The organism is Humidesulfovibrio mexicanus (assembly GCF_900188225.1).
Taxonomy (GTDB): Bacteria; Desulfobacterota; Desulfovibrionia; order Desulfovibrionales; family Desulfovibrionaceae; genus Humidesulfovibrio; species Humidesulfovibrio mexicanus.
Map to the genome: position 1 here is coordinate 17,743 of NZ_FZOC01000005.1, position 19,566 is coordinate 37,308.

At 64.4% G+C, this 19,566-nt stretch carries 33 protein-coding genes and 1 other RNA gene; 20 read left to right on the plus strand and 14 right to left on the minus strand.

Annotated features, from left to right (window positions below):
* From CHB73_RS11325 to CHB73_RS11370, 10 genes are all read right to left on the minus strand, one after another.
* Positions 1-1,368: a phage terminase large subunit family protein gene (locus CHB73_RS11325; protein ID WP_089274706.1), complete on the minus strand. Its 1,368-nt coding sequence runs from the start codon at positions 1,366-1,368 to the stop codon at positions 1-3.
* Positions 1,365-1,943 carry a DUF3486 family protein gene (locus tag CHB73_RS11330; RefSeq protein WP_089274707.1) on the minus strand — a complete coding sequence of 193 codons (579 nt, stop codon included), beginning with the start codon at positions 1,941-1,943 and terminating at the stop codon, positions 1,365-1,367. Before CHB73_RS11330 ends, CHB73_RS11325 begins: the two co-directional genes overlap by 4 nt.
* A gap of 3 nt (positions 1,944-1,946) precedes the next feature.
* Positions 1,947-2,246: a VpaChn25_0724 family phage protein gene (locus tag CHB73_RS11335; protein WP_089274708.1), complete on the minus strand. Its 300-nt coding sequence runs from the start codon at positions 2,244-2,246 to the stop codon at positions 1,947-1,949.
* A gap of 1 nt (position 2,247) precedes the next feature.
* Positions 2,248-2,634, minus strand: coding sequence for a DUF2730 family protein (locus CHB73_RS11340; RefSeq protein ID WP_089274709.1), 387 nt, complete (start codon positions 2,632-2,634; stop codon positions 2,248-2,250).
* Positions 2,631-3,272, minus strand: a complete 642-nt coding sequence (locus CHB73_RS11345) for a hypothetical protein (protein ID WP_089274710.1) — start codon at positions 3,270-3,272, stop codon at positions 2,631-2,633. Before CHB73_RS11345 ends, CHB73_RS11340 begins: the two co-directional genes overlap by 4 nt.
* The gene (locus tag CHB73_RS11350) at positions 3,269-3,943 is read right to left on the minus strand and encodes a transglycosylase SLT domain-containing protein (protein ID WP_089274711.1); all 675 of its coding nucleotides are present in this window, start codon (positions 3,941-3,943) and stop codon (positions 3,269-3,271) included. The genes CHB73_RS11345 and CHB73_RS11350 overlap by 4 nt, the downstream gene beginning before the upstream one ends.
* A 12-nt stretch (positions 3,944-3,955) precedes the next feature.
* On the minus strand, positions 3,956-4,327 hold the full coding sequence (locus tag CHB73_RS11355) for a putative holin (RefSeq protein WP_179217014.1): 372 nt from the start codon (positions 4,325-4,327) through the stop codon (positions 3,956-3,958).
* A 230-nt stretch (positions 4,328-4,557) separates the two neighbouring features.
* Positions 4,558-5,100 carry a phospholipase D family nuclease gene (locus CHB73_RS11360; protein ID WP_235641590.1) on the minus strand — a complete coding sequence of 181 codons (543 nt, stop codon included), beginning with the start codon at positions 5,098-5,100 and terminating at the stop codon, positions 4,558-4,560.
* A gap of 84 nt (positions 5,101-5,184) precedes the next feature.
* Entirely contained in the window at positions 5,185-5,664 is a 480-nt protein-coding gene (locus tag CHB73_RS11365) for a hypothetical protein (RefSeq protein ID WP_143337377.1), read from the minus strand.
* Between the two features lie 20 nt (positions 5,665-5,684).
* Positions 5,685-6,047 carry a helix-turn-helix domain-containing protein gene (locus tag CHB73_RS11370; protein WP_179217015.1) on the minus strand — a complete coding sequence of 121 codons (363 nt, stop codon included), beginning with the start codon at positions 6,045-6,047 and terminating at the stop codon, positions 5,685-5,687.
* Positions 6,048-6,150: 103 nt separating this feature from the next.
* Between CHB73_RS11370 and CHB73_RS11375 the strand changes: the two genes are divergently transcribed.
* From CHB73_RS11375 to CHB73_RS11455, 20 genes are all read left to right on the plus strand, one after another.
* Entirely contained in the window at positions 6,151-6,378 is a 228-nt protein-coding gene (locus CHB73_RS11375; RefSeq protein WP_089274715.1) for a DNA-binding protein, read from the plus strand.
* Between the two features lie 53 nt (positions 6,379-6,431).
* Positions 6,432-6,881, plus strand: coding sequence for a hypothetical protein (locus tag CHB73_RS11380; protein ID WP_089274716.1), 450 nt, complete (start codon positions 6,432-6,434; stop codon positions 6,879-6,881).
* A gap of 9 nt (positions 6,882-6,890) precedes the next feature.
* Positions 6,891-7,196, plus strand: coding sequence for a helix-turn-helix domain-containing protein (locus tag CHB73_RS11385; protein ID WP_089274717.1), 306 nt, complete (start codon positions 6,891-6,893; stop codon positions 7,194-7,196).
* A 24-nt stretch (positions 7,197-7,220) separates the two neighbouring features.
* Positions 7,221-7,454 (plus strand): hypothetical protein, encoded by a 234-nt coding sequence (locus CHB73_RS11390; protein WP_089274718.1) that lies wholly within the window; start codon positions 7,221-7,223, stop codon positions 7,452-7,454.
* Positions 7,441-8,820: a hypothetical protein gene (locus CHB73_RS11395; RefSeq protein WP_089274719.1), complete on the plus strand. Its 1,380-nt coding sequence runs from the start codon at positions 7,441-7,443 to the stop codon at positions 8,818-8,820. The genes CHB73_RS11390 and CHB73_RS11395 overlap by 14 nt, the downstream gene beginning before the upstream one ends.
* 2 nt (positions 8,821-8,822) lie before the next feature.
* Positions 8,823-9,107, plus strand: coding sequence for a hypothetical protein (locus CHB73_RS11400; RefSeq protein ID WP_089274720.1), 285 nt, complete (start codon positions 8,823-8,825; stop codon positions 9,105-9,107).
* 1 nt (position 9,108) lies between these two features.
* Positions 9,109-10,866 (plus strand): DDE-type integrase/transposase/recombinase, encoded by a 1,758-nt coding sequence (locus CHB73_RS11405; protein WP_089274721.1) that lies wholly within the window; start codon positions 9,109-9,111, stop codon positions 10,864-10,866.
* Positions 10,860-12,062, plus strand: coding sequence for an ExeA family protein (locus tag CHB73_RS11410; protein WP_089274722.1), 1,203 nt, complete (start codon positions 10,860-10,862; stop codon positions 12,060-12,062). The genes CHB73_RS11405 and CHB73_RS11410 overlap by 7 nt, the downstream gene beginning before the upstream one ends.
* 25 nt (positions 12,063-12,087) lie before the next feature.
* Positions 12,088-12,294, plus strand: coding sequence for a hypothetical protein (locus CHB73_RS11415; protein WP_089274723.1), 207 nt, complete (start codon positions 12,088-12,090; stop codon positions 12,292-12,294).
* 15 nt (positions 12,295-12,309) lie between these two features.
* A complete protein-coding gene (locus tag CHB73_RS11420; RefSeq protein ID WP_089274724.1) occupies positions 12,310-12,906 on the plus strand; it encodes a DUF3164 family protein in 597 nt (198 codons plus the stop codon).
* Between the two features lie 29 nt (positions 12,907-12,935).
* On the plus strand, positions 12,936-13,223 hold the full coding sequence (locus CHB73_RS11425; RefSeq protein ID WP_089274725.1) for a hypothetical protein: 288 nt from the start codon (positions 12,936-12,938) through the stop codon (positions 13,221-13,223).
* Positions 13,216-13,713 carry a helix-turn-helix domain-containing protein gene (locus tag CHB73_RS11430; protein WP_089274726.1) on the plus strand — a complete coding sequence of 166 codons (498 nt, stop codon included), beginning with the start codon at positions 13,216-13,218 and terminating at the stop codon, positions 13,711-13,713. Before CHB73_RS11425 ends, CHB73_RS11430 begins: the two co-directional genes overlap by 8 nt.
* A 24-nt stretch (positions 13,714-13,737) precedes the next feature.
* Positions 13,738-14,013, plus strand: a complete 276-nt coding sequence (locus CHB73_RS11435) for an HU family DNA-binding protein (protein WP_089274727.1) — start codon at positions 13,738-13,740, stop codon at positions 14,011-14,013.
* 18 nt (positions 14,014-14,031) lie between these two features.
* Positions 14,032-14,184, plus strand: a complete 153-nt coding sequence (locus CHB73_RS16855) for a hypothetical protein (RefSeq protein ID WP_179217016.1) — start codon at positions 14,032-14,034, stop codon at positions 14,182-14,184.
* Positions 14,182-14,257: hammerhead ribozyme type II (locus CHB73_RS11440), an RNA gene on the plus strand. Before CHB73_RS16855 ends, CHB73_RS11440 begins: the two co-directional genes overlap by 3 nt.
* A 17-nt stretch (positions 14,258-14,274) precedes the next feature.
* Positions 14,275-14,964 carry a DUF2786 domain-containing protein gene (locus CHB73_RS11445; protein ID WP_089274728.1) on the plus strand — a complete coding sequence of 230 codons (690 nt, stop codon included), beginning with the start codon at positions 14,275-14,277 and terminating at the stop codon, positions 14,962-14,964.
* A gap of 29 nt (positions 14,965-14,993) precedes the next feature.
* The gene (locus CHB73_RS16860; RefSeq protein ID WP_179217017.1) at positions 14,994-15,158 is read left to right on the plus strand and encodes a hypothetical protein; all 165 of its coding nucleotides are present in this window, start codon (positions 14,994-14,996) and stop codon (positions 15,156-15,158) included.
* 63 nt (positions 15,159-15,221) lie between these two features.
* The gene (locus CHB73_RS16865; RefSeq protein WP_179217018.1) at positions 15,222-15,392 is read left to right on the plus strand and encodes a hypothetical protein; all 171 of its coding nucleotides are present in this window, start codon (positions 15,222-15,224) and stop codon (positions 15,390-15,392) included.
* Positions 15,393-15,842 carry a gp16 family protein gene (locus CHB73_RS11450; RefSeq protein WP_089274729.1) on the plus strand — a complete coding sequence of 150 codons (450 nt, stop codon included), beginning with the start codon at positions 15,393-15,395 and terminating at the stop codon, positions 15,840-15,842.
* Positions 15,842-16,222, plus strand: coding sequence for a Mor transcription activator family protein (locus CHB73_RS11455; protein WP_089274730.1), 381 nt, complete (start codon positions 15,842-15,844; stop codon positions 16,220-16,222). Before CHB73_RS11450 ends, CHB73_RS11455 begins: the two co-directional genes overlap by 1 nt.
* 366 nt (positions 16,223-16,588) lie before the next feature.
* Here the strand turns inward: CHB73_RS11455 and CHB73_RS11460 are convergent, their stop codons facing one another.
* From CHB73_RS11460 to CHB73_RS11475, 4 genes are all read right to left on the minus strand, one after another.
* Positions 16,589-16,900 carry a hypothetical protein gene (locus CHB73_RS11460; RefSeq protein ID WP_089274731.1) on the minus strand — a complete coding sequence of 104 codons (312 nt, stop codon included), beginning with the start codon at positions 16,898-16,900 and terminating at the stop codon, positions 16,589-16,591.
* Between the two features lie 34 nt (positions 16,901-16,934).
* The gene (locus CHB73_RS11465; protein ID WP_089274732.1) at positions 16,935-17,342 is read right to left on the minus strand and encodes a tetratricopeptide repeat protein; all 408 of its coding nucleotides are present in this window, start codon (positions 17,340-17,342) and stop codon (positions 16,935-16,937) included.
* Entirely contained in the window at positions 17,335-17,775 is a 441-nt protein-coding gene (locus CHB73_RS11470; RefSeq protein ID WP_089274733.1) for a flavodoxin, read from the minus strand. Before CHB73_RS11470 ends, CHB73_RS11465 begins: the two co-directional genes overlap by 8 nt.
* 177 nt (positions 17,776-17,952) lie before the next feature.
* Complete coding sequence (locus tag CHB73_RS11475) at positions 17,953-19,527, minus strand: alkaline phosphatase (RefSeq protein WP_089274734.1); 1,575 nt, start codon at positions 19,525-19,527, stop codon at positions 17,953-17,955.
* Positions 19,528-19,566: the final 39 nt, after the last annotated feature.

Sequence of the window (19,566 nt, forward strand, 5' to 3'; positions counted from 1 at the left end):
CTACAGGCTGCCGCGCCGGAAACCGGCAGTGATGCGGACGTTGCGGTCATGGGACTCGTCGTCCCGCTCATGGCTCGAAGTGGGGTTGCGGGGCACGCGGATGGAGCCGAAACGCTCCTGCTCCTGTGAGGCCGCGTTCACGGCCAGGAAACAGGCCCAAGCCCGGTCGGCGTGTCCCTCGGCATCGCTCTCCGCCACAAAGCGCGGGCTGCCCGTGGGGCCGACCACCCGCTGGAGCTTGTGCAGGTCCGCCCGTACCTCTTTGTCGCCCAGGGGAATGCGGATGCGTTTGTCCTCGAAGGTTTCCTTGCCTGCCGTGGCCAGGGTGAGCTTGTTCGGGCCGGTGAACAGCACGCCCTCCACGCGCAAGCTGCCGTGCCGTGCCTTGGCGTCCTCCACGGGCTTTTCGCCCATGCCTGTCTGGTCCATGCCGCAACGAACGACGCGGTAACGCTCGAACACGGCGTCGAGCAGGCGGTCCTGCTCGGCAAAGGGGATGCGCCGCCGGGCGATGATCTCCCGCGTCCAGAGCACGTCGCCCACGGCCTCCAGAACCCAGATGACGAACAGGTCGCGCCGCGCGCCGATGTCCACCCCCACAAAGCACGGCCCGCCCGCGTAGCCCTCCGGCTGTCCGGCGCGGTCATGCTCGCAGGTGTTGATCAGCTCGTAGGACAGCCAAGCCGAGGACTCGTCGAGCCATTGCAGCTCGAACTCCTGCAGCCAGGCGTCTTCGTCGCCGCAGCCCTCGCGCAGCTCGGCTATGTTGCGCTCCAGGCCTTCGGCAACGGCCTGGTGGATGTCCACGATGTGGCGGCTCCAGCGGTCGTTCTTGCCCGTGACCAGGTCGTAGAATTTGTTGCCCTTGCCGTTTGGCGTGCTGACCACGCGCAGCTTGAGACCGGGCTTGGAGATGACCGGGAAGAGCGCCTTCCAGATGGCGCGGGAATCCTTGTGGAAGGCGAATTCGTCGAGCAGCACGTTGGCCGAAAAGCCGCGCGCCGTGTCCGGATTGGCCGGCAGGGCGGTGACGCGGGAGCCGTGGCGCATGATGACCTCAAGGGCCTTGATGCTGGAGCCGTCCTCGTAGCGATAGCCGGAGTCGCCCTCCACGGCCTCGAAGGCCGCGCCCATGGCCCGCAAATGCAGCTTGAGCCCTTCGTCCATGGCCTCCTTGGCCTGGCGTTCCCCGCGCGAAAGGATGACCCAGCGCGTGCGCGTGCCGGCCACGTCGTGGGCCAGGATGTCCTCGGCGATCTCCAGGGTGTTGGTGAACGTCTTGCCCGTCTGGCGGGCGAACATGCCCACCTTGAAGCGCGCGGGATCGTCGATCCAGCGGCGCTGGAACGGGTACAGGATACCGCTCATGCTTCGCCCCGATAGATGGCCCGGACGCGCTCCAGCACCTGCTCCGGCGTGAGGGCGGCGTCGCGCTTGGCCTCGCCCGTGGCCGCATCAACGGCCTTGTCCAGCTTGGCCTCGGCGTCCTTGCGGGCCTGCTCGCGGATCTTGCCGATCAGCTCGGCGTCGGCCTTGCTGGCGCGCGAAAGATGGTCGAGCGCCTTGCCCAGCAGCATGGCGCCCTGAGGGTCCAGGGCGACGGACTTGGCATCCTCTCCCCCTTCGCCGTCCTCGTTGATCTTGAGCAGCAAGTCGAGGATCGCGCCGTGCATCAGCTCCACGTTGAGCCGCGTGGTCTTGGACTCCGGGGCCGCTCCCAGCTTGGTGATGAGCGCCTCGGCCACTTCGCGCGAACGGCGCAGCTTCTCGCCCACCTTGTCCAGGTGCTGCTTGTAGCGGCCCAGGGCCGAGCGGGAGACCTCCGCGCCCAGCTGGCGCAGATGCTCGGTGATCTCCGTGAGGGTGCGGCCCTGCTCAAGGAGCGCGCCGATCTGCTCGCGCAGCTCCGGCGGCAGGCGCTTGACTGTGGACTTGCGCGGCATGGCCTACGCCTCCGGCTCTGGGCGTTTGACGCCGGGCACAGTGGCGCGACCGGCGGCCACGTCCAGGCCGCGCGCGGTGAGCGTGGCCACGGTGATGCCGGAGCTCCGGCCAATGGTCAGCAGACCAAGCTCGGCCAGCCAGGCCAGGTCGCCCTCCAGCTTGTCCATGGCCACAGTGTGGCCCATGGCCTCCAAGGCCGGGCGCAGCACGTAGGCGTTGGCGCGGTAGCCGGGGTCTTCGGTCAGCACGCGCAGAATGACCAGGCGGCGGTCCTCGTTCAACAGGCGTTCAAAGCTGTTCACGCTACCTCCTCAAATGGTGTTCCATGAGCAGGGACACCTGCCTCGACATGGCGTGCTGCTGATCCTTGAGCCCCTGGATCATCGCGGTCAGAGCCTTGATCTCCCCGCGCAAGGTCTCGTCGGCCTTGTCCACCTCGGCCAACTTGTCTTTGGGCGCGGCCTGGGACACGGCCTGGTGCAGCTCACCGCTGCTGGCCTCCTGTTTGCCGAGCCGCTCGTCGACCTGTTTGCGGCAGACCTTGCGGCAGTCCTCGCATTCCTCGCGGGTCATGAACTTGCGCACGAGCATCCACAGGACGATGGTGCCCACGCACTGCACCACGGCCCCAAGCATGGAGAACACTTGCAGCCAAGGCCCGAGGGCGTTGCCGATGTCGGCGATGTTCACGGGCGGGCCTCCTGGTCATCAGTGGTTCTTGGCAGCCCCAGCGCCCACTCGCGCAGGGCCAGGTACTTGGCCGTGGTGTCGCGGCAGATGCGGGCGTTGTCGCGGTTGACGGCTAGCACATCCTCCGGCGTCACTCCGCCTTGTTGAAACTCCCCGGCTTGAGCGGCCGGTAGGCTTCCGGCTTCTCCGTCAGGGCCGGGGGCGGAGGCGGCACCGGCTGGATCACCGTGGCCGAAGCCCCAGGCTTCGTTGTACAGCCCCACCCACTCATGGCCAAAAGTGCAGCGGCCATCAGCAACAGCAACAGATTGCGACGCATGGGCTATCCTTTGGTTTGTGATTGCGCGGCCCTGGGCCGCAATGGTTGCGCGGGCCGTGGCCAGGTCTTCGGCCAACTGATCGCGGCGGATGATCTCGGCATCCACGATGCGCCGGGCCGTGTCGCTGGCCAGGCGGTTGGCATCCGCTTGCGTCTGGCGCAGCTCGGCCAAAGCCTTGTCGCCCCCGGCCTTTGCCGTGGCGTGGCCGTAGCGGTAGCCGCCCCAGGCGCAGGCCAGGCAGAGCAGCAGCACGGCGAGCGCGCCGCCAAGGCCCAGGGCCAGCTTGACGGCGGGTTTGGTGAGGTCGAGGGGGATCATTGTGCGACCTCGCAGAGTATGCCCGGCCCCCACACTAGGTACCTGGATTGACGCCGGAGCAGGATTTGTCTGGGATAGTCCGTATTTTCGCGCTTCGCGGCGATGGACCGCCCGGCGTTGACGCTGGCGACGTGCTCCCAGCGGCCGGAGTCCAGGCCCTTACGCTTGGCCAGCGCCTGGTCACGCTGCACCCAGCCGAGGCCGCCGTTGTAAGCGGCCAGGGCCATGGCCCAGGCATCACACGGGGTGGCGGCGCGGATGCGCTTGAGCTGCGCCAGGTCGTAGGCCACCAGGGCGCGGATGGCCCAGCCGGGGTTGAAGGGTTCCGCCGGGCCGAGGTCCGGGCGGTTGCGGCCCATGTCCGCCGCCGTGGATGGCATAAACTGTCCCAGGCCACGCGCGCCCACAGGCGAGACGGCTTGCCGGTTCCACCCGGACTCCTGTTCGATTTGAGCCGCGAACACGGCCACCGGGGCGGCAAGGCCCGCCTCCGCGCGCGCGGCGCGGATGATCTGGCCGCGGTACTTGAGGGCGGCTGCGGGGATGCGCTCGGCGGCATGGGCGCGGGCCTGCAGGGAAAACACCACAAGGAGGACCACGCAGCCCCCCCATAACGAGATAAGGACCAACTGCAGCAGCTTGAGGTAGGGGTCGGTATCGTACTCGTCCATTTCTCCCCCCACCTACAGCGCCAGGGCCACGGCCAACATGCAGGCGCAGATGATGGCCGCGCGACGCGCGCACGCAATCAGGAATGGCAACTCACAGCCGAGGGCGAAACCGTAGTCCGGCTTGTCATCCTCGAAATTGTCCACGTTGCGCCAGTCGACGCGGAGGTATCCGCTGGGCTTGGCGTAGGGGAAGGCTGCAACGTCGAGGAGGTAGCCCAGGCAGCCGCCAGCGGCCACGCCGCCGAGCTTGTACATGAGGACCGGGGCTTGGTGCGGCGCCATGGCCGCCACAATCAGCAAAAGCGCGGTGGCCAACAGGTTGGGCAGGGTCATGCGCGGGGACTTGCGGCGCAGCCAAGCGGACAGGGACTTGAGCGTGTTCATTTTGCCTCCGCGTTCGCCTCTCCCCTTTGCCCCGCCACCGGCCGGGACCATCCAGACCGGCGGCGGAGCGCGACAAGGAGAAGCGTCAATCGCGCGGTTCACGCGCGTGCGAAGGCCACACTAGGCGGGTGGCGAGGCCGGGTCTTGTAACCGGCGTTACTATCGGCGGGAGGGGCCGGAGGCTAGAAACGGCAAGGGCCGCCCAAAGGGCGGCCCGGAGAGAGGAGACATTAGTTAGATGGCTGCAACCATGGTTTGGAGTGCTTCTTGTGTTTGCGCCATGACGAAAGATACTTCCGGGCCAACTCAGGGGACTCGACAATTAAAAGATTTTCGGCGTTTCGAGTCTCCGCAGACTTGGTGAAGTTGTAGCTTCCCGTAATTACGATCCTGCGGTCCAGCACCATAACTTTGTTGTGGGCAATGGCGTGTCGGCTATCAATATAAACCGGGATTCCCGCCTCGGCGAGGGCTCCGGCCTTTGTGCCACGTGCCTTGCGCTGGCTTCTGTCCAAGATGGCCTCAACATGGACACCACGATCGGCAGCGGCCAAAAGGGCAGAGGCTATCTCCGGGGAAGTGAACCCATACGCCTGCACGAAGATGGATTTGCGTGCCTGCTCGATATGCCGGAGCAAGGCTTGCTGCGCCCCGCCACGCGGGCTAAAATAGACTTCCGCCGAAGTGTCGTGAAATACAACCTCGGCGGCTAACGCCTGTGAGGGCAACCAAACCACGAGGAACAGAGTAAATAGACGAGTGGAGAAGGGCACGGCATCACTCCGGTGCGGCTAACATATCCACCACGGGATGACCTAAGCGGCCAGCGCGGGGAAGATGGTGGTGGGATGAGGCGGCTAGTCTCGGATATCGACGATGAAATCCTGGTCGGCTAGGGCTGCTGGCCGATCAAAGAACAAAGACTGGCAAGGTTCTTTGGGCACGATCAGGGCTGTGCCGTCCGCGTCGATGCCAATCCGACAGACATGCCCGTGCGCCCTATACTTCCCAGGCACCAACTGGTTCTCGTCTTTTACCTGGAATACCAGCCACGTCACCTGAGGCCAATCTGGCAGGTGCGTCCCGGCTCCAACGTGATACGGTCGGTCCGGCTCCACCTGCTGGAATTCCAGCGCTGACCAATACTTCACCAGCCCTGGGCAGTGCGCCTCTATCTTCGGTAGCACCCGGCGCAGTAGCTCGACAGTGTGCGGTGGCGTGTCTGACGGCAGGGTCATCGTCAGATTTTTTTGCTCTTTTTCATCAACGCCACAACCAGATACCCCACAAAATACTAGTAGAAGAACCAGGGCAGAAACAGCTTGCACACCCTTCACGCCCTCCCTCCTCCAGCTACTCAGCCAACTTTTTTCTTCCCGGCGCTGGATTGCGCCAACAAAGCACCCATCGTTTCCAAGTTCCGTTGCGCGTCGTCCGGGCAGTGCCGGTAGTTGTCAAGCAGCGCCGCCTCGCGGGGGGTGAGCTTGATCGACGGCAAGTCCCCATCCCCAAGGAGCAGCCAACTGCCGTCAACCCCGAATTCAGCAACAATCGTTTTTAAAAAATCAGCGTCCGGCTGCCGCTCCCCCTTCTCGTAGCGGATCAAAGTCATTCGGCTTACCCCCAGGAGGACGGCAAAATCCTCCTGCCGCATCTCCCCACGGATAAACGCAATGCGACCGCCAATGGTGTCGAGAGAGAGAATCTTTTTTTGAATCATACCCATTCGAGAGCTTGACAAAGTAACCATTTGGGTACATCGTCTGACCAACACACATTCGGCACACGCCCACACACTTACTAGCCACAAAGGGAATTACCGTATGATTCCGAGAACCTCCCAGGACGTGAAAAAGGAATTTGAGCGCAAGGGCATCTCCGTTGCTTCTTGGGCCAGGGCCAATGGCTTCGAGACCAACCTGGTCTTCGAAGTTCTCTCTGGCCGCAAGAAAGGTGTGCGCGGTCAGAGCCACAAGATCGCCGTGAAGCTGGGTCTCAAGGCGGGCGAAATCATCGAGGACCATGACATCGCCACCGCCATCAACATGTAGGGCGAACTCCATGCGGCTTGGCAATCTTCTACACGGCGGCGCGGGGGTGTGCAATGTCTAAGCGCACGCCCAATCTTGCCCCTGGGATGGTGCAACTCACCCTTCCCTTGTCAAGCCTGCCCTCGCAAAAGCTGAAAGCTGGCTCACTGCGTACGTCCGAGACCGTCAAGGAGGCCCTGCGCCAGGCGCTGCGCTCCTGCGGACTCTCCCGCGAGACCGTGGCCGACGAGCTGACCCGCCTCACCGGAGAGAACGTCTCCATCCATCAGATCAACAACTGGACGTCCACCGCCAAGGAGGACCGGTCCATCCCGCTGGAGCAGCTCGCGGCCCTCACCATCGTAACCGGTGACGCCGGGCTGGCGCGCGCCGCGCTGGAGTGCTCCGGGTGGAGCGTGCTGGCCCCGGAGCAGCACGCCTACTACGAGCTGGGCCGCATGACCGCCGAGGACCGCACGCGCCACCGGAAGAAGCGCGATCTGCTGGAACGCATCAAGGCCTAGGAGGACGACTTGAAAGACAACACCATCTCATCCGCCCGCCGCGCGCTGCGCGTGCTCAAGATCCTCAAGGGGCACACCATCACCGGGATCTCGAACAAGGAGATCTCCGAGTCCCTTGGCGAAAGCCCCGTGAACGTGAGCCGCGCCCTGGCAGAGCTTGAGGCCGAGGGCCTGGCCACAAAGCTGGACAACGGCCGCTGGGCCCACAGCGTGGCCATGCTGCAGATATCCGCCGCGCACACCGCCCATATGGCCAGCTTGCAAGACCGCATGTCCGAGATCAACCAACGCGTCGCCGCAGGGGCAACGCGCTAACACGACAAGCGACAAGGAGAAACCATGACAGCGCCAGAGACCATCAAGACCGACAACGGAAAGAGCTTTCTATCCAAAACCTTCGGGGAGTTGCTTGGCGAGCTAAACGAGCGGGGCTCCGGGACTCTCTCGTTCACGAGGGGCGATGGCGGGGCGCTGGCTCTGCTGACCACAGACCCTCGCATGATCGAGATTCTTGAGCGCCTGCGTGAGTTGGCTACGCCGCTGCACGAGGAGGACGACCATGCAGGAAATTAGCATCGAACGCCTCCACGCCATTCTTGAAAGTGAGGCCGTCATGGACGTGATCCATGACCTTGGCAGGAATCCGGCCATCAAGCCCGTCCTGGCGGACCGCGCCCACGAGGCGCTCCAGGTCGCGGCAGAGTTGGCCGAAAACGCCAAGAAAGACCTCTCGGACGAGGCCCTGACAGGCATCGCCATCGCCGCCGTGCGGAGCATAGACCCCGAACAGGACGAGTATCATTTGCATCACGTCCTCGTCAGTTGGCTCGGCCCCGACAATGTGCCGAACAACCAGCGGTTCTCCTGGGAACCCAAGGGCAAGCCCGGCAAGATGAATCTGGCCACCCCGCCGGCCTTTGATCCTAACAAGGCTTCCATGGTCGGCGACCCGTCCGCGTGGCGCGAAGGCCTGAAGAACGGCCCGAACGTTGGCCGGATTGAGGCCATCCCCGACATCACCCCAGAGCGCAGCGCGGAGCTGCTGCAGACGCAGAACACCATGGCGGTAGCCGACCAGGCCGTGATGGACATGGCCCCTGTGTCCGAGGCTCTGGGGCGCATCAAGGCCGCCGAATTCTTTCGACACGTCGGAGATATTATCGTCGCGCAGACCTTCGTCGACCTTCGCAACTCAAAGAGATACAAGGACTACCCAATTAAGGACGCGGAGGGAAACCTTCGACGCTGTCAGAACTTTGAGGAGTTCTGTCAGCTCGCGTTCGGCAAGTCCTATACGCGCTGCTACGAACTCTCAAAGAATCTGCACCTCCTCGGCCCGGACCTCTACGAGTCCGCCGAGCGTATCGGCTTCAAGGCCCGCGACTACGCCGCCCTCAAGGCCCTGCCCGAGGCCGAGCAGGAGATCGTCAAGACCGCCCTGGCCGCAGAAAGCAAGGAGCAGGTGCTGGACATCCTGCAAGACCTGGCCGCCCGGCACCAGAGCGAACGCGCCGCCACCAAGAAGCAGACCGAGGACATGAAGGCCGACCTGGACGCCCGCGACAAGCTCTTGGCCGACAAGAGCGAGCGCCTCGACAAGATCAGCATGGAGCTGGAGAAGCTCAAGAGCCTGCCCGCGAACAAGCGCGAAGTGCTGCGCCTGGAGCAGGAGCAAGCCGCCGCCAAGAAGCTGACCACCGCCGTGATGGAGGCACAGGCCGCCGTCAATGCCTTCCTCGTGCAGCTGGCCGAGATCAAGGAGGCCGAGGTCAGCGCCTACACCAAGGAGCACGCGGACCATACCGCCTCGTGGTTCTGCCAGCAGGTGCAGTACGCGCTGCAAGAGAACGGCATTCAGGCGGACATGGCGGAAATCATGCTGCCCGAATGGATGCGCGACCAGGCCAAGCAAAGCCCGGTGGACCAGGAGGGCAGGTAGTCATGGGGCTCTACAAGGAAATGCCCAGGACTGTCCGCGCCGTGGACGCCGAAACCGTGTTCGCGCAGGCGACTACCGCCTGGGGCAACCTCCCGACATGGTTTCGCGCCGCCTACGAGGACGGCGACGTGCTCATCGGCGCGACGAGGATTCTCCTCCATCTCGACAAGGGCAATTGGCTGGAGGTCAGCTCCGGCGACTATATCATCTGCGACGGGGACCGCGCCTTCCGAGTGATCAGCGCTGCCAAGTTCCAAACGGCCTACAAACTCGTTACGGAGGCCTAGCGTGAAAGCGGACCTGGGCGAACTGGACCTCCTGCGCGAGCTGGCCACGCGGCTTGGCGCGGCCCCGCACGGCGGGCGGACGGCCCTGGTGGACAAGGCGGCGCGGACCCTGTGCTGCTCCCGTCAGGAGGTCTACCGCCGCTTGAAGGATGTCGGGTTCGACTCAGGCCGCAAAAAGCGCGCGGACCGTGGCAGCAGCATGGTCACCAAGGAGGTGGCCATGCAGGCGGCGGCCCTGGTCCAGGGCGCACGGCGCAAGACCGGCAAAAAGACCATGCCCCTCACCGAGACCTTGGAAATCCTGCGCGAGAACGGTCGCGGCTCCGTGGACGCAGAGACCGGAGAGGTCCGGCTGCCCGATTCCGCCGCCACGCTTTCGCGCGCAATGCGGCGGCATGGCTGCCACCCGGCCATGTTGCAGCAGGGCAAGCCGCACACGCACATGCAGAGCCTGCACCCGAACCATGTGTGGCAGGTGGACGCCAGCATGTGCGTCATCTTCTACCTGCCGAAGCAGGGTTTGCAGATCATGCCCGAGGGCGTGTTCTACAAGAACAAGCCCTTGAACATTGAGCGGGTGTCGCAGGAACGCGTGTGGCGCTACGTGGTGACGGATCACTACTCCGGAACGCTCTACGTCCGTTACGTCCAGACAGCGGGCGAAACATCGGAAAACCTCGCGGAAACGTTCCTGCAAGCCATCCAGAAACGCGAGCAGAATGACCCCATGCATGGGGTGCCCAACAACTTGATGATGGACCTTGGCTCGGCCAACACCTCGCACCTGTTCCTGAACTTGCTCAAAAATCTTGGCGTTACGCCTCTGGTGCATACGCCGGGGAACAGCCGCGCCAAGGGGCAAGTGGAGCAGGCGCAACAGCTGGTGGAGACGCAGTTTGAAGGGCGCCTGTCCTTCATGCGCATCGAAACCGTGGAGCAGCTCCAGGCTGCGGCGGACCGCTGGCGCTGCCACTACAACGCCTGGGCTGTCCATTCCCGCACAAAGCAGACCCGCAACGCCCTCTGGCTCACCATCACCGAAGACCAGCTGCGCATCGCGCCAAGTATGGAACTGTGCCGCGAGCTGGTCACCACCAGGCCGGTGGACGCCACGGTGCGCGCGGACATGAGCATCACCCACAGCGTCAAGGGCTTTGGCCGCAAAACGTACGACCTGCGGTACCTGGCCGGGCTGGTGCCCGGCATGAAGGTGAGCGTGGTGGTCAACCCCTACAAGGCCCCGGCGGTGGACGTGGCCGTGAAGGACGAGCGCGGCGACGAAACCATCTGGACCGTTGAGCCGGTGCAGATGACCGAGGCGGGCTTCCGCGCGGACGCGGCCGTGTGGGGCCAGGAGCACAAGGCCCTGCCGGACACCGTGGCCGACAAGCGCACCAAGGAGATCGAGGCCGCCGGGGTTGTGGCCGGGCGCAAGACCGGCGTGGCGCCCTACGGCCTCGACATCGAGGCGGACATCACCGCCGCCCCGGCTCCGGCATACATCCCCCGCCGTGGCCGTGACCTGGGCCTGGACGCCTCCCGCCGCGAGATTCCGCCCCTGTCCCACGTGGAAGCCGCAAAGCAGCTCAAGGCCCGCCTGGGCCAGGAATGGACCGCCGAACGCTATGCCTGGCTTGTCCAGCGTTACCCGGACGGCGTTCCCGCTGAACAGGTCGACGACATCGCAACGCGCCTTGCCGCGCCGGAGACCCCGGTCGGCGCGGTGCTCAAACTCGTTGCCGGAGGCACGGCATGCTGAACTTGAAGACGATCATCGACGGCTTGGAAGGCGTGTCCCAGCGCATGGTGGCCGACGCATGCGGCTTGAGCCCTGCGGGATTTTCCGAGCTGGTGAACCGGGGCGCGTGGCCAAAACGCAAGGGCATGGGCGAGGTCCGCGGGCTCATCGTGGATTTCCTGCTGGCCCAAGGCGTGCCGCGCGAGAAACTTGAAGACGCCTTTGTGCGCATGGGCGTGCGCAAACGCGAGACCAACTATTGCCACCAGGCCGTTTCTGCGGCCGCAGCACCCAAGGAGGAGGAGACCACCATGCTCTTGAGGCGACAAGGACTGTTCCCCGAAACCAAGCGGCACTTCCGCCTGACCCGAAACCCCTTCATCAACGACGTGCAGGACCCGGCTGACGTGTTCATGAGCCAGGACATCCGCTACGTGCGCGAGGCCATGTACGCCACGGCGCGCCACGGCGGGCTCATGGCCGTGGCCGGAGAGTCGGGCTCGGGCAAGACCATCCTGCGCCGTGACCTGCTTGAGCGGCTGCAGGGCGAGGGCCGCCCCGTGCTGGTCATCGAGCCGTATGTGCTCGGCATGGAGGACACCGAGCGCCTGGGCAAGACCCTCCGCTCCACGCACATCGCCGAGGCCATTCTGCGCACGGTGGTGCCGTTGGAAACCGTGGCCGCCAGCCCGGAGGCCAGGTTCCGCCAAGTCCACCGGGCGCTCTCCGCCAGCAAGCGCGCGGGCAACTCGCACGTGCTCATCATCGAGGAGGCGCATGATTTGAGCACGCCGCTCTTGAAGCACCTCAAGCGCTACATCGAGCTGACGGACGGCCTGGCATCGCTGCTCGGCATCCTGCTCATCGGCCAGACCGAACTCAAGACCAAGCTCAGCGAGAGCAACTACCAGGTGCGTGAGGTGGTCCAGCGCTGCGAGCTGGTGGAACTGCCCCCACTGCGCAACGACGATCTGCACGCCTACCTGCGCTTCAAGTTCTCACGGGCGGGCGTGGACGACTTGGCCAAGATAATCAGCGACGACGGCATTGAGGCCCTTCGCGCCCGGCTGACCGTTCAGCACCCCAGCCAGCGCAGCCGGGACGGCGTGAGCCTTTGCTACCCGCTCGCGGTCGGCAACTTCATCGTGGCCGCCCTGAACACCGCCGCTGAGCTGGGCGTGCCTATCGTCAACGCGGACGTCATCCGCTCCGTGTAAACCAAGCCCAAACGAGGAGACCACCATGCTTGCAGAAAAGATTCGCAATGCGCGCAAGGCCCTTTCCGCCCTGGGCGGTCAGGTGAGTGAGGATGCATGGGCCGCCATCAAGTGCATCCAACACGAATTGGACGATGCTGGCGACCAGGCTGAAGAGATTGAACGCAATTGGCCCACCCCGCGCGATGGGACCATTGTCTACAACCCCATAACCACCTCGGCCGAGGCCTAGGCATAAGGAGCAATGATGGAAGGTTACATGGAAAACGCCCAGGGGCACCAGGTGCCGCTGGCCCAGGTGCAGGAAATCGACAAGGCTCGGCACGAGCTGGTGATGGAGAAGGTGGCCAAGGCCAAGGCCATGCGCAAGGCCTTGGCCGAACTCAAGGCCGAGATCATGGACGACGTGGGCGCGTTCATCCAGCTCAGCGCCGAGAAGTACGAGGTCAAGGTGGGCGGCAACAAGGGGAACGTGTCCCTGCTGTCCTTTGACGGCCGCTACAAGATCGTCCGGCAGGTGGCCGAAAACATCACCTTTGACGAGCGCCTGCAAGCCGCCAAGGCCCTCATCGACGAATGCCTGCGCGACTGGACCAAGGACGCCCGCAGCGAGATCCAGGCCATCATCGACCAGGCCTTCCAGGTCGACAAGGAGGGCAACCTCTCGACCTCGCGTGTGCTCGGCCTGCGCCGCCTGAACATCACCGACGAGCGCTGGCTGCGGGCCATGCAGGCCATCGGAGACAGCATCCAGGTCACGGGCACCAAGCCCTACGTGCGCGTCTACGAGCGCCGGGACAACGGCTCCTACACCGCCATCCCGCTGGATATGGCGGCGGTCTAAACCCAACTCCAAGCGACAAGGAGAATACCATGAGCAGCAGCGAGCGCAAGCCGTTCAAAATCAACGTGAGTTACGAAAAGGACCAAGACGTCATCGTCTACGCCGAGTCGCTTGAAGACGCCTTGGAGATAGCCAGGGAAGCCGCTCATTCCGGTGAACTGCAAGACTTCGCCCCGGAGGAAAGCATGCAGGGCGGCAAAGAGCCGATGGAAGAGATCACCGTCGATGGCGGATACTCCGAGGGTGGTCAGGTGAAGATCATGGTCGGGGCTGTGATTGAGGACGTCCCCCACGTCAGCGAGGCCAGCCATGCCTAAGCAAGCCCGCGAAATCACCCCCGAGCGTGTGGCCGCCTTCGAGGCCGCCATGGAACGCATCCGCACCGTCACCGGCGCCCGCACACAGGTGCAGCTGGCCGAGGCCCTGGATATCCGCCAGTCCTCCATCTCCGACGCCAAGCGCCGGGCCAGCATCCCGGCCGAGTGGCTGCTCAAGCTCCAGCGCAAGCACCAGGTGTTCGCCGATTGGTTCCTGACCGGCGAGGGCCCGCGCGAGACCACGGGCGGTGCTTCAGCCCGCGTGGAAGAGCTGGAGCAGGAACTGCACCGGGTGATGCGCGAAACCGAGAGCTTGTCGGACATGATCCGCGAGGCCCTGGTGCATTCGCGCACCACGCTCGACGACCTCATCGAACTCAAGGGCACGAGCCGCGACATGCTCGTGCAGGCCCAGAAAAGGATCAAGGAACTCTCCTCCCGGCTGCGCGACGTGGACGCCGAAGTGGCCGCCCAGAACTTCACCATGTAACCATGTAAAATAGGAGCGAAAACAATGACCAAGAAAGACCTTATCGCCAAGATCGCCGAGGAGTCCGGGGACAGCAAGGCCACCGTGGAGCGCGTGCTCGACAGCCTGGGCAGCGTTGCCGCCGCTGAGTTGCTGGGCGGCGGCGAGGTGCCCCTGCCCGGCCTGGGCAAGCTCAAGGCCAAGGAATGCAAGGCGCGCGAGGGCCGCAATCCGAAGACCGGCCAGCCCTTGCAGATCGCCGCGCATACTGCGGTCAAGTTCGTGGCCGGCCAGGAACTCAAGGACGCCCTGAAGGGCTAGGGGGCGGCCGTGGCGACAGTGACCATCACCATCAAAGACACGGAGCAAGAGACGGTCGACTTCGAATTGGATTTCAAACCGCCTCTCAAGGATGAAGATACCATGACGAAAGCCCAGTATGCCGCGGGCATCATGATGGAGGCCGTCACAAAATTCTCAACGCAATCGTAGCGAAACCGCCCCGGCCTGCGGGCCGGGTGCGGTCGGCCGGGCGTGGTGGCCCGGTCCTGATGAGCAGCCGACAACCGACAGGAGAAGACCATGGGACACGAGCGCATCATCGAGAAAATCCGCAAGCTGCTGTCGCTTTCCAAGTCCGACAACGAGCACGAGGCGGCGACCGCAGCGGCGAAGGCCCAGGAGCTGCTGTCCCAGTATAACCTCTCCATGTCGGACATCCCCGCCGGTGATGACGGCCGAATCCACGCGGATACAGCCAAGACAAGGACGCGGCAGCGCCTGGAGAAGTGGGCGATGTCCTTGGCGTACCACACGGCCAAGGCGTTTGATTGCGCCTACTATCACTCCTGGGAGGGCAACACCTGTTTCGTCGGTGTCGGCGCAGACCAGGAAGTCTGTGCCTGGACGTTCGGCTACCTCTACAAAACGATGCTGAGCATGGCGTCCAGACATATGCGATCGCCCCAGTGCCGCCGACTTCGGAGCAGCCGCAGCAAAAGCCTCGCCCGCGAATCGTATCTCCGTGGAGTGGTGCTCACTGTTTCCGGCAGGTTGATGGCCCAGCGCACGCGCACGCCCGTGACTCAAACTGATTTGGTCCCTGTCAAAATGGACGCCATAGAGGCCGCCATGCCCGACGATTTACGGTCCAGCAGCCTGGAGTTCAAGAAGGTCCGCGCTGCCGACCTGGAAGCAGGCATGACTGATGGTTTAAATGTGCCTCTTTCGTCGCCGCTCAAGGGAGCAAGGCAGCTTGAAATCACCGCTTAACCTGCAACCGCTAGCACAAGGAGAGCACCATGAGCGCCAGCGAGAAGCCCGAGATACCCGCCCCCCCCGCCACGCAAGCCGTTCCGACTCCCGAGGAACTGATCCAGCGTTGTATGGATAGGGCGACCAAGATCACTTACCGCAAGCGTCAGGGTAAGAAGGGCACCTCCATCACCATCAGCTTCAGTAAGTAGAGGTAGCTAATGACAACTGGTGCCGTTCCTCGTTTCATCGTCGCTCGCGCAGCTGGTGACTCCGTGATCCTGCGCGACACCGAAAAGAAGCGCCTGGCCGCCATCATCCCCCGTGATTGCAGCCTACCCGAGGACAAGGCCGAAGCTGCCGCCGTCAACATGGCCGAGGTCTGCGCCGAAGCACTCAACCGCAAGTATGCGGCATTCATGGCCCAGCGCCAAAAGGAGGCTTAGATGGCCGTACCCGCTCGCAACCTTGCGCCCTACAAGGGCAAGCTCATCAAGATCATCCACGTGGCCAAGCGCAGCCTGGGTCTGTCTGATGAGGACTACCGCGCCATGCTCCAGGCGCAGACCGGCAAGACCAGCTGCTCGGACATGAGCATGAGCGAGCTGGAGGCGGTGGTCGATCATTTGAGGAGTCGTGGCTTTAATGCCCCGGCCAAGCCCGCCAGCAAGGCCAAGACGAAGCGCTTGGCGGACGATCCGCAGTCGCGGAAGATCCGCTCGCTTTGGCTCACCCTGCGCGACATGGGCGCGATCCAAGACAGCAGCGAGGCGGCCTTGGCCGCGTTTGTGAAGCGGCAGACCAAGGTGGAACGCCTGGAGTGGCTGAACGGCTACCAGGCCGGTCTGGTCATCGAGAGCCTCAAGAAGTGGGTAGATCGCGTGGAGGGATCATAATGGCCACACCTCGCGAAATCGGCATGGAGCTGCTGCGAGACTTTGCGGACAAGCTCGCCAAGCAAGTGCAAGACGAGCTCGGCATCAGCGCAGCCAAGGCCAAAGCGTTTGCCGAAGATGCTGCTGGCAGGCTTGCGGACGATTGGGGAGGACAAACGGTGTACCTACCCATGGACATGATCGGACGTCGCAGCACCCGGAATAAGCAGATCTACCGCGAATTCAATGGTGACAATCAGTCGGAACTTGCCCTCAAGTACGGCCTTTCAAGGCAGTGCATCTACCGCATTATCAAGGAGCAGGGCGAGCTACGCATGCCCAAGCAAGCTTCGCTTCTTAACCTTGACGTGACTTCGCCGCAGGATCACGATCGCGCCTGATTTTCCGTTTCACATACTGCAACACCATTTCAAATGTGGCCGTCCCACCTCAGCCCGGATCGTCCCGCCAAGTCCCATTTATCACGTCAGCCTGTCTCAGTTATCCTGACGGGGATCACCGCGTGGCGCGAAAGGCGGGGGCAGCGATGCGAACGGGAGCCCTTCTACATTTTTCCGGCGGTTGCGCAGAGTCTTCCCGAACCGTTTCGGGTCAGCTTTGCACAGGCGGGCAGAGCACCGCCGCACCGCAGCTGGGTGGCCTGGGAAATTGCGTCGAATGGTCTTTTTCAGGGCGGGGTTCCGGGGGTGGCGCTCCTGGTGCGTGTTCCAGGTTCGCCACCCCCGGATGGAGGGTCGGCGGGGGCTTTATGCCTTTTCGAAGGCGGCGAGGTTGGCGGCAATGGACTGTGCGAGGCGCGCTCCGGCTGGTTTGCCTTGGCTGCGGCCCAGCACGCACAGGGCGGTTCGGCAGCAGCTGGCGGCCAGTTCCGGGCGGCCGGCCTGGGCGTAGGCCATGCCCATGGAATTGCGCGAGTGCGCCTCCAGCAGGGAGCTTCCGCATTCGCGCGAGAGGCGCAGGGCGTCGGAGAGGTGCAGCAGTGCCTGTTCCGTGGCTCCTGCGCGGCGGGCGCGCAAGGCCAGCTTGTTGTACAGGGTGATTGCGTCGAGTTCCGGCATGATGCGCCTCCTTGGTGCGCTGCGGGGCGGATCCCTAGAGGGCGGCCCGCGGTTCGGCCTGGATGGCGGGCGCGCTCGCCGGGACATGTTGCGGCATGGTGCGGCCCGTCACGTACTTGTGGTTCTTTTCGATCACGCGGTGCAGGCTGCTGTCGGGCTTGATGCGGCCATGCAGCAGGAAGAGCGCGTGCTCGAACGAACGCTTGGCCTCCTGGTGCCGATCGGAGCAGGACAGGATCACGCCGATGTTGTTGTGGATGCGCGCCTGCAGCACGTCGAACCCGCCAACGCCGCGCACGATCTCCAGGGCTTGCCGTTGCATGGCCAGGGCCTTGGCGGGCTCGTTCTGGTTCAGCATGGCCATGCCCTCGCGCCAGAGAAAGGCCGCGGTGCGCAGGGTGCGGCAGCGGCCGGAGCAGCCGCCGGAGCAACCGCTATGCATGTGCGGCCACCGTCTTGGCCCAGTCCATGACTTCGTCCTTGTCGGGATCGCCGTCGATTTTGAGGGAGCCGGTGACGAGCACGGCGCCAAGGCTTTCGGCCTTCTGCTCGATGGCGTCCACCGCACCGCAGAAGTGCGTGTAGCTGGAGTCGCCGCAGCCGAACACGGCCACCTTCTTGCCGGAAAGCCCGGCCTTGTCCAAATCGTCGTACAGGGGCACGAAATCGTCCTGCAGCTCAATGTCCTCGTCGCCCCAGGTGGAGCAGCCGAAAAGCAGCAGGTCGCAGCCGTTCGCCAGCCCCGCGGCGGAAACGTCGGACGCGTTCTTGATCTCGGTTTCCCAGCCGGCCTTGTTCAGTGCGGCGCCGACATGCCCGGCCACGGTCTCGGTGTTGCCGGTGGTGGATCCGTATACGATGAGCGCTTTGGACATTGTATTCTCCTTGTTGGGTTCCGTTGTCTGGACGAGTTCACTGATAGTGAAATTCAAAATCAATTGCAAGAGAAATGTGGCGCGCGCGGAAGAAATGTTTGCGCCAAAAAACAGTCCAGGCCCGCACCGGCTTATGGCCGGGCGGACCTGGATGGGGCGGGGAGGCCTGGAGGAGATTTAGGCGATATGCAGCCTGGGGTCGGCGTCCTGGCGAGTGGCCAGAAGCAGCCGCGCGGCCTCGTCCTGGGCCATGCGCGGGTTGGTGTGCCGCAGGCCGAAGTAGGCGCACATGGTGTCGAACAGCTCCGTGTTGTCCAGCAGCCGCGCGAGGTTCAGTTCCCTGGCGCGGTGGCCGTAGGCAAGCAGGGTCTGGTCCTCGGCCGTGTGGTTGGTGGAGGTGAAGCCCACGTTGCCGCGCCGCAGCCCGGCCTTGCCGTCCTTGGCCTTGGCGTTGCGGGCCAGCAGCAGGCCGATGGTGGCGTCGGGCTGGTACACGTAGTCCCCGGTGAAGCCGCCGTAGCCGGGCTCCATGGCGGCAAGGACCATCTCCGCCTCGTCGAGCCCTATGGCGAAGCCGGTGGACTCGGTGAGGATGTCTTGCGTCTGCTGGGCGTTTTTGCCCTTCAGCCGTCTGATGATGGCCTCGAAGGAGGCCTTGCCCGCGCGGTAGCTCCGCAGGGCGGCGGTGGCGTCGTTGTAGCTCGATCCGGTGCCGTTGATGCCCCAGCCCGAGTTGCCGTGGTCGGAGGTGACGATGACGAGCGTCTTGGGGTTCACGGCCAGGAAGGAATCGATGACGGCGAGGGTGTCGTCCAACTCCACCGTGTCCATGATGGAGGACCAGGCGTCGTTGGAGTGGCAGGCGTGGTCGATGCGGCCCGCCTCCACCTGGAGCAGGAAGCCGTTTGGATTCTTGGCCAGACGCCGCAGGGCCTGGGCGGTCATCTCCGGCAGGGTGGGCTGGGCCGAAAGAGCGGGATCGTTCAGGCGGTCCAGGTTGTAGGCCAGGTGCGAGGCCGAGAACAGGCCGACCAGGGGTTTTGCGGCGGCGGTCGCCGCCAGCAGCCCGGCGCGATCGGTCACGGTGTCGCACCCGGACCGCTGGAATTCCGCCAGGAGGTCGCGGCCGTCCTTGCGCTTGGCGGCGCTGAAGTGCCTGAACCCGCCGCCCAACAGCACCTCTGGCCGGAAGGCCAGGATTTCCGAGGCGATGTCGTCCTCAAGGTCGCGGTTGGTCTGGTGCGAGATCCAGGCCGCCGGGGTGGCGTGGGTGACGCGTGTGGTGGTGACCAGGCCAGTGGCCACGCCGCGTTTGCGCACCAGCTCGAAGATGGTCGTCAGGGGGCGGCCGTCGGGCAGGGCGGCGAGATGCCGGTTCGCGGTATGCACGCCGGTGGACCACGCGGCCGAGGCCGGGGCGGAGTCGGTGACGATGCTGGACAGGCTTGCCGTGGCCATGAGGCCCAGGGCGGACCGGGGATCGCGCAGCCGCGCGTGCAGGGCGGTGTTTGCGCGGCCGAACACCCCTGTGCGCACTTCGTGCATGGCCCGCACCACGCCTGCGGGCATTCCGTCGCCCACCACGAAGATGAGCCCCGGCCCCTTGGCGGTGTCGAAGTCGGCGTTGTTGGCCGCATGGGCCTGGCCGGGCAGCCCGGCGGGCAGAAGCGCGGCAAGCGCGCCCGCGCCCAGCAGGCCGAGCAGTTCACGTCTGGTCAGTCCGTTTTGCGCGCTGGAATCGGAATCGTTCATGGGCCCCTCCAGAATGTTTCTGGAAAGGCTGCCAGGGAA

Excerpts from the sequence above, each read along its gene's own strand:
- CHB73_RS11400 (WP_089274720.1), top strand. The coding sequence starts at position 8,823 with ATGGGGCTCTACAAGGAAATGCCCAGGACTGTCCGCGCCGTGGACGCC.
- CHB73_RS11395 (WP_089274719.1), top strand. The coding sequence starts at position 7,441 with ATGCAGGAAATTAGCATCGAACGCCTCCACGCCATTCTTGAAAGTGAG.
- CHB73_RS11430 (WP_089274726.1), top strand. The coding sequence starts at position 13,216 with ATGCCTAAGCAAGCCCGCGAAATCACCCCCGAGCGTGTGGCCGCCTTC.
- CHB73_RS11420 (WP_089274724.1), top strand. The coding sequence starts at position 12,310 with ATGGAAGGTTACATGGAAAACGCCCAGGGGCACCAGGTGCCGCTGGCC.
- CHB73_RS11410 (WP_089274722.1), top strand. The coding sequence starts at position 10,860 with ATGCTGAACTTGAAGACGATCATCGACGGCTTGGAAGGCGTGTCCCAG.
- CHB73_RS11415 (WP_089274723.1), top strand. The coding sequence starts at position 12,088 with ATGCTTGCAGAAAAGATTCGCAATGCGCGCAAGGCCCTTTCCGCCCTG.
- CHB73_RS11460 (WP_089274731.1), bottom strand. The coding sequence starts at position 16,900 with ATGCCGGAACTCGACGCAATCACCCTGTACAACAAGCTGGCCTTGCGC.
- CHB73_RS11325 (WP_089274706.1), bottom strand. The coding sequence starts at position 1,368 with ATGAGCGGTATCCTGTACCCGTTCCAGCGCCGCTGGATCGACGATCCC.
- CHB73_RS11375 (WP_089274715.1), top strand. The coding sequence starts at position 6,151 with ATGATTCCGAGAACCTCCCAGGACGTGAAAAAGGAATTTGAGCGCAAG.
- CHB73_RS11370 (WP_179217015.1), bottom strand. The coding sequence starts at position 6,047 with ATGATTCAAAAAAAGATTCTCTCTCTCGACACCATTGGCGGTCGCATT.
- CHB73_RS11475 (WP_089274734.1), bottom strand. The coding sequence starts at position 19,527 with ATGAACGATTCCGATTCCAGCGCGCAAAACGGACTGACCAGACGTGAA.
- CHB73_RS16860 (WP_179217017.1), top strand. The coding sequence starts at position 14,994 with ATGAGCGCCAGCGAGAAGCCCGAGATACCCGCCCCCCCCGCCACGCAA.
- CHB73_RS11425 (WP_089274725.1), top strand. The coding sequence starts at position 12,936 with ATGAGCAGCAGCGAGCGCAAGCCGTTCAAAATCAACGTGAGTTACGAA.
- CHB73_RS11355 (WP_179217014.1), bottom strand. The coding sequence starts at position 4,327 with ATGAACACGCTCAAGTCCCTGTCCGCTTGGCTGCGCCGCAAGTCCCCG.
- CHB73_RS11390 (WP_089274718.1), top strand. The coding sequence starts at position 7,221 with ATGACAGCGCCAGAGACCATCAAGACCGACAACGGAAAGAGCTTTCTA.
- CHB73_RS11465 (WP_089274732.1), bottom strand. The coding sequence starts at position 17,342 with ATGCATAGCGGTTGCTCCGGCGGCTGCTCCGGCCGCTGCCGCACCCTG.
- CHB73_RS11470 (WP_089274733.1), bottom strand. The coding sequence starts at position 17,775 with ATGTCCAAAGCGCTCATCGTATACGGATCCACCACCGGCAACACCGAG.
- CHB73_RS11455 (WP_089274730.1), top strand. The coding sequence starts at position 15,842 with ATGGCCACACCTCGCGAAATCGGCATGGAGCTGCTGCGAGACTTTGCG.
- CHB73_RS11330 (WP_089274707.1), bottom strand. The coding sequence starts at position 1,943 with ATGCCGCGCAAGTCCACAGTCAAGCGCCTGCCGCCGGAGCTGCGCGAG.
- CHB73_RS11345 (WP_089274710.1), bottom strand. The coding sequence starts at position 3,272 with ATGATCCCCCTCGACCTCACCAAACCCGCCGTCAAGCTGGCCCTGGGC.
- CHB73_RS11350 (WP_089274711.1), bottom strand. The coding sequence starts at position 3,943 with ATGGACGAGTACGATACCGACCCCTACCTCAAGCTGCTGCAGTTGGTC.
- CHB73_RS11435 (WP_089274727.1), top strand. The coding sequence starts at position 13,738 with ATGACCAAGAAAGACCTTATCGCCAAGATCGCCGAGGAGTCCGGGGAC.
- CHB73_RS11380 (WP_089274716.1), top strand. The coding sequence starts at position 6,432 with ATGTCTAAGCGCACGCCCAATCTTGCCCCTGGGATGGTGCAACTCACC.
- CHB73_RS11445 (WP_089274728.1), top strand. The coding sequence starts at position 14,275 with ATGGGACACGAGCGCATCATCGAGAAAATCCGCAAGCTGCTGTCGCTT.
- CHB73_RS11450 (WP_089274729.1), top strand. The coding sequence starts at position 15,393 with ATGGCCGTACCCGCTCGCAACCTTGCGCCCTACAAGGGCAAGCTCATC.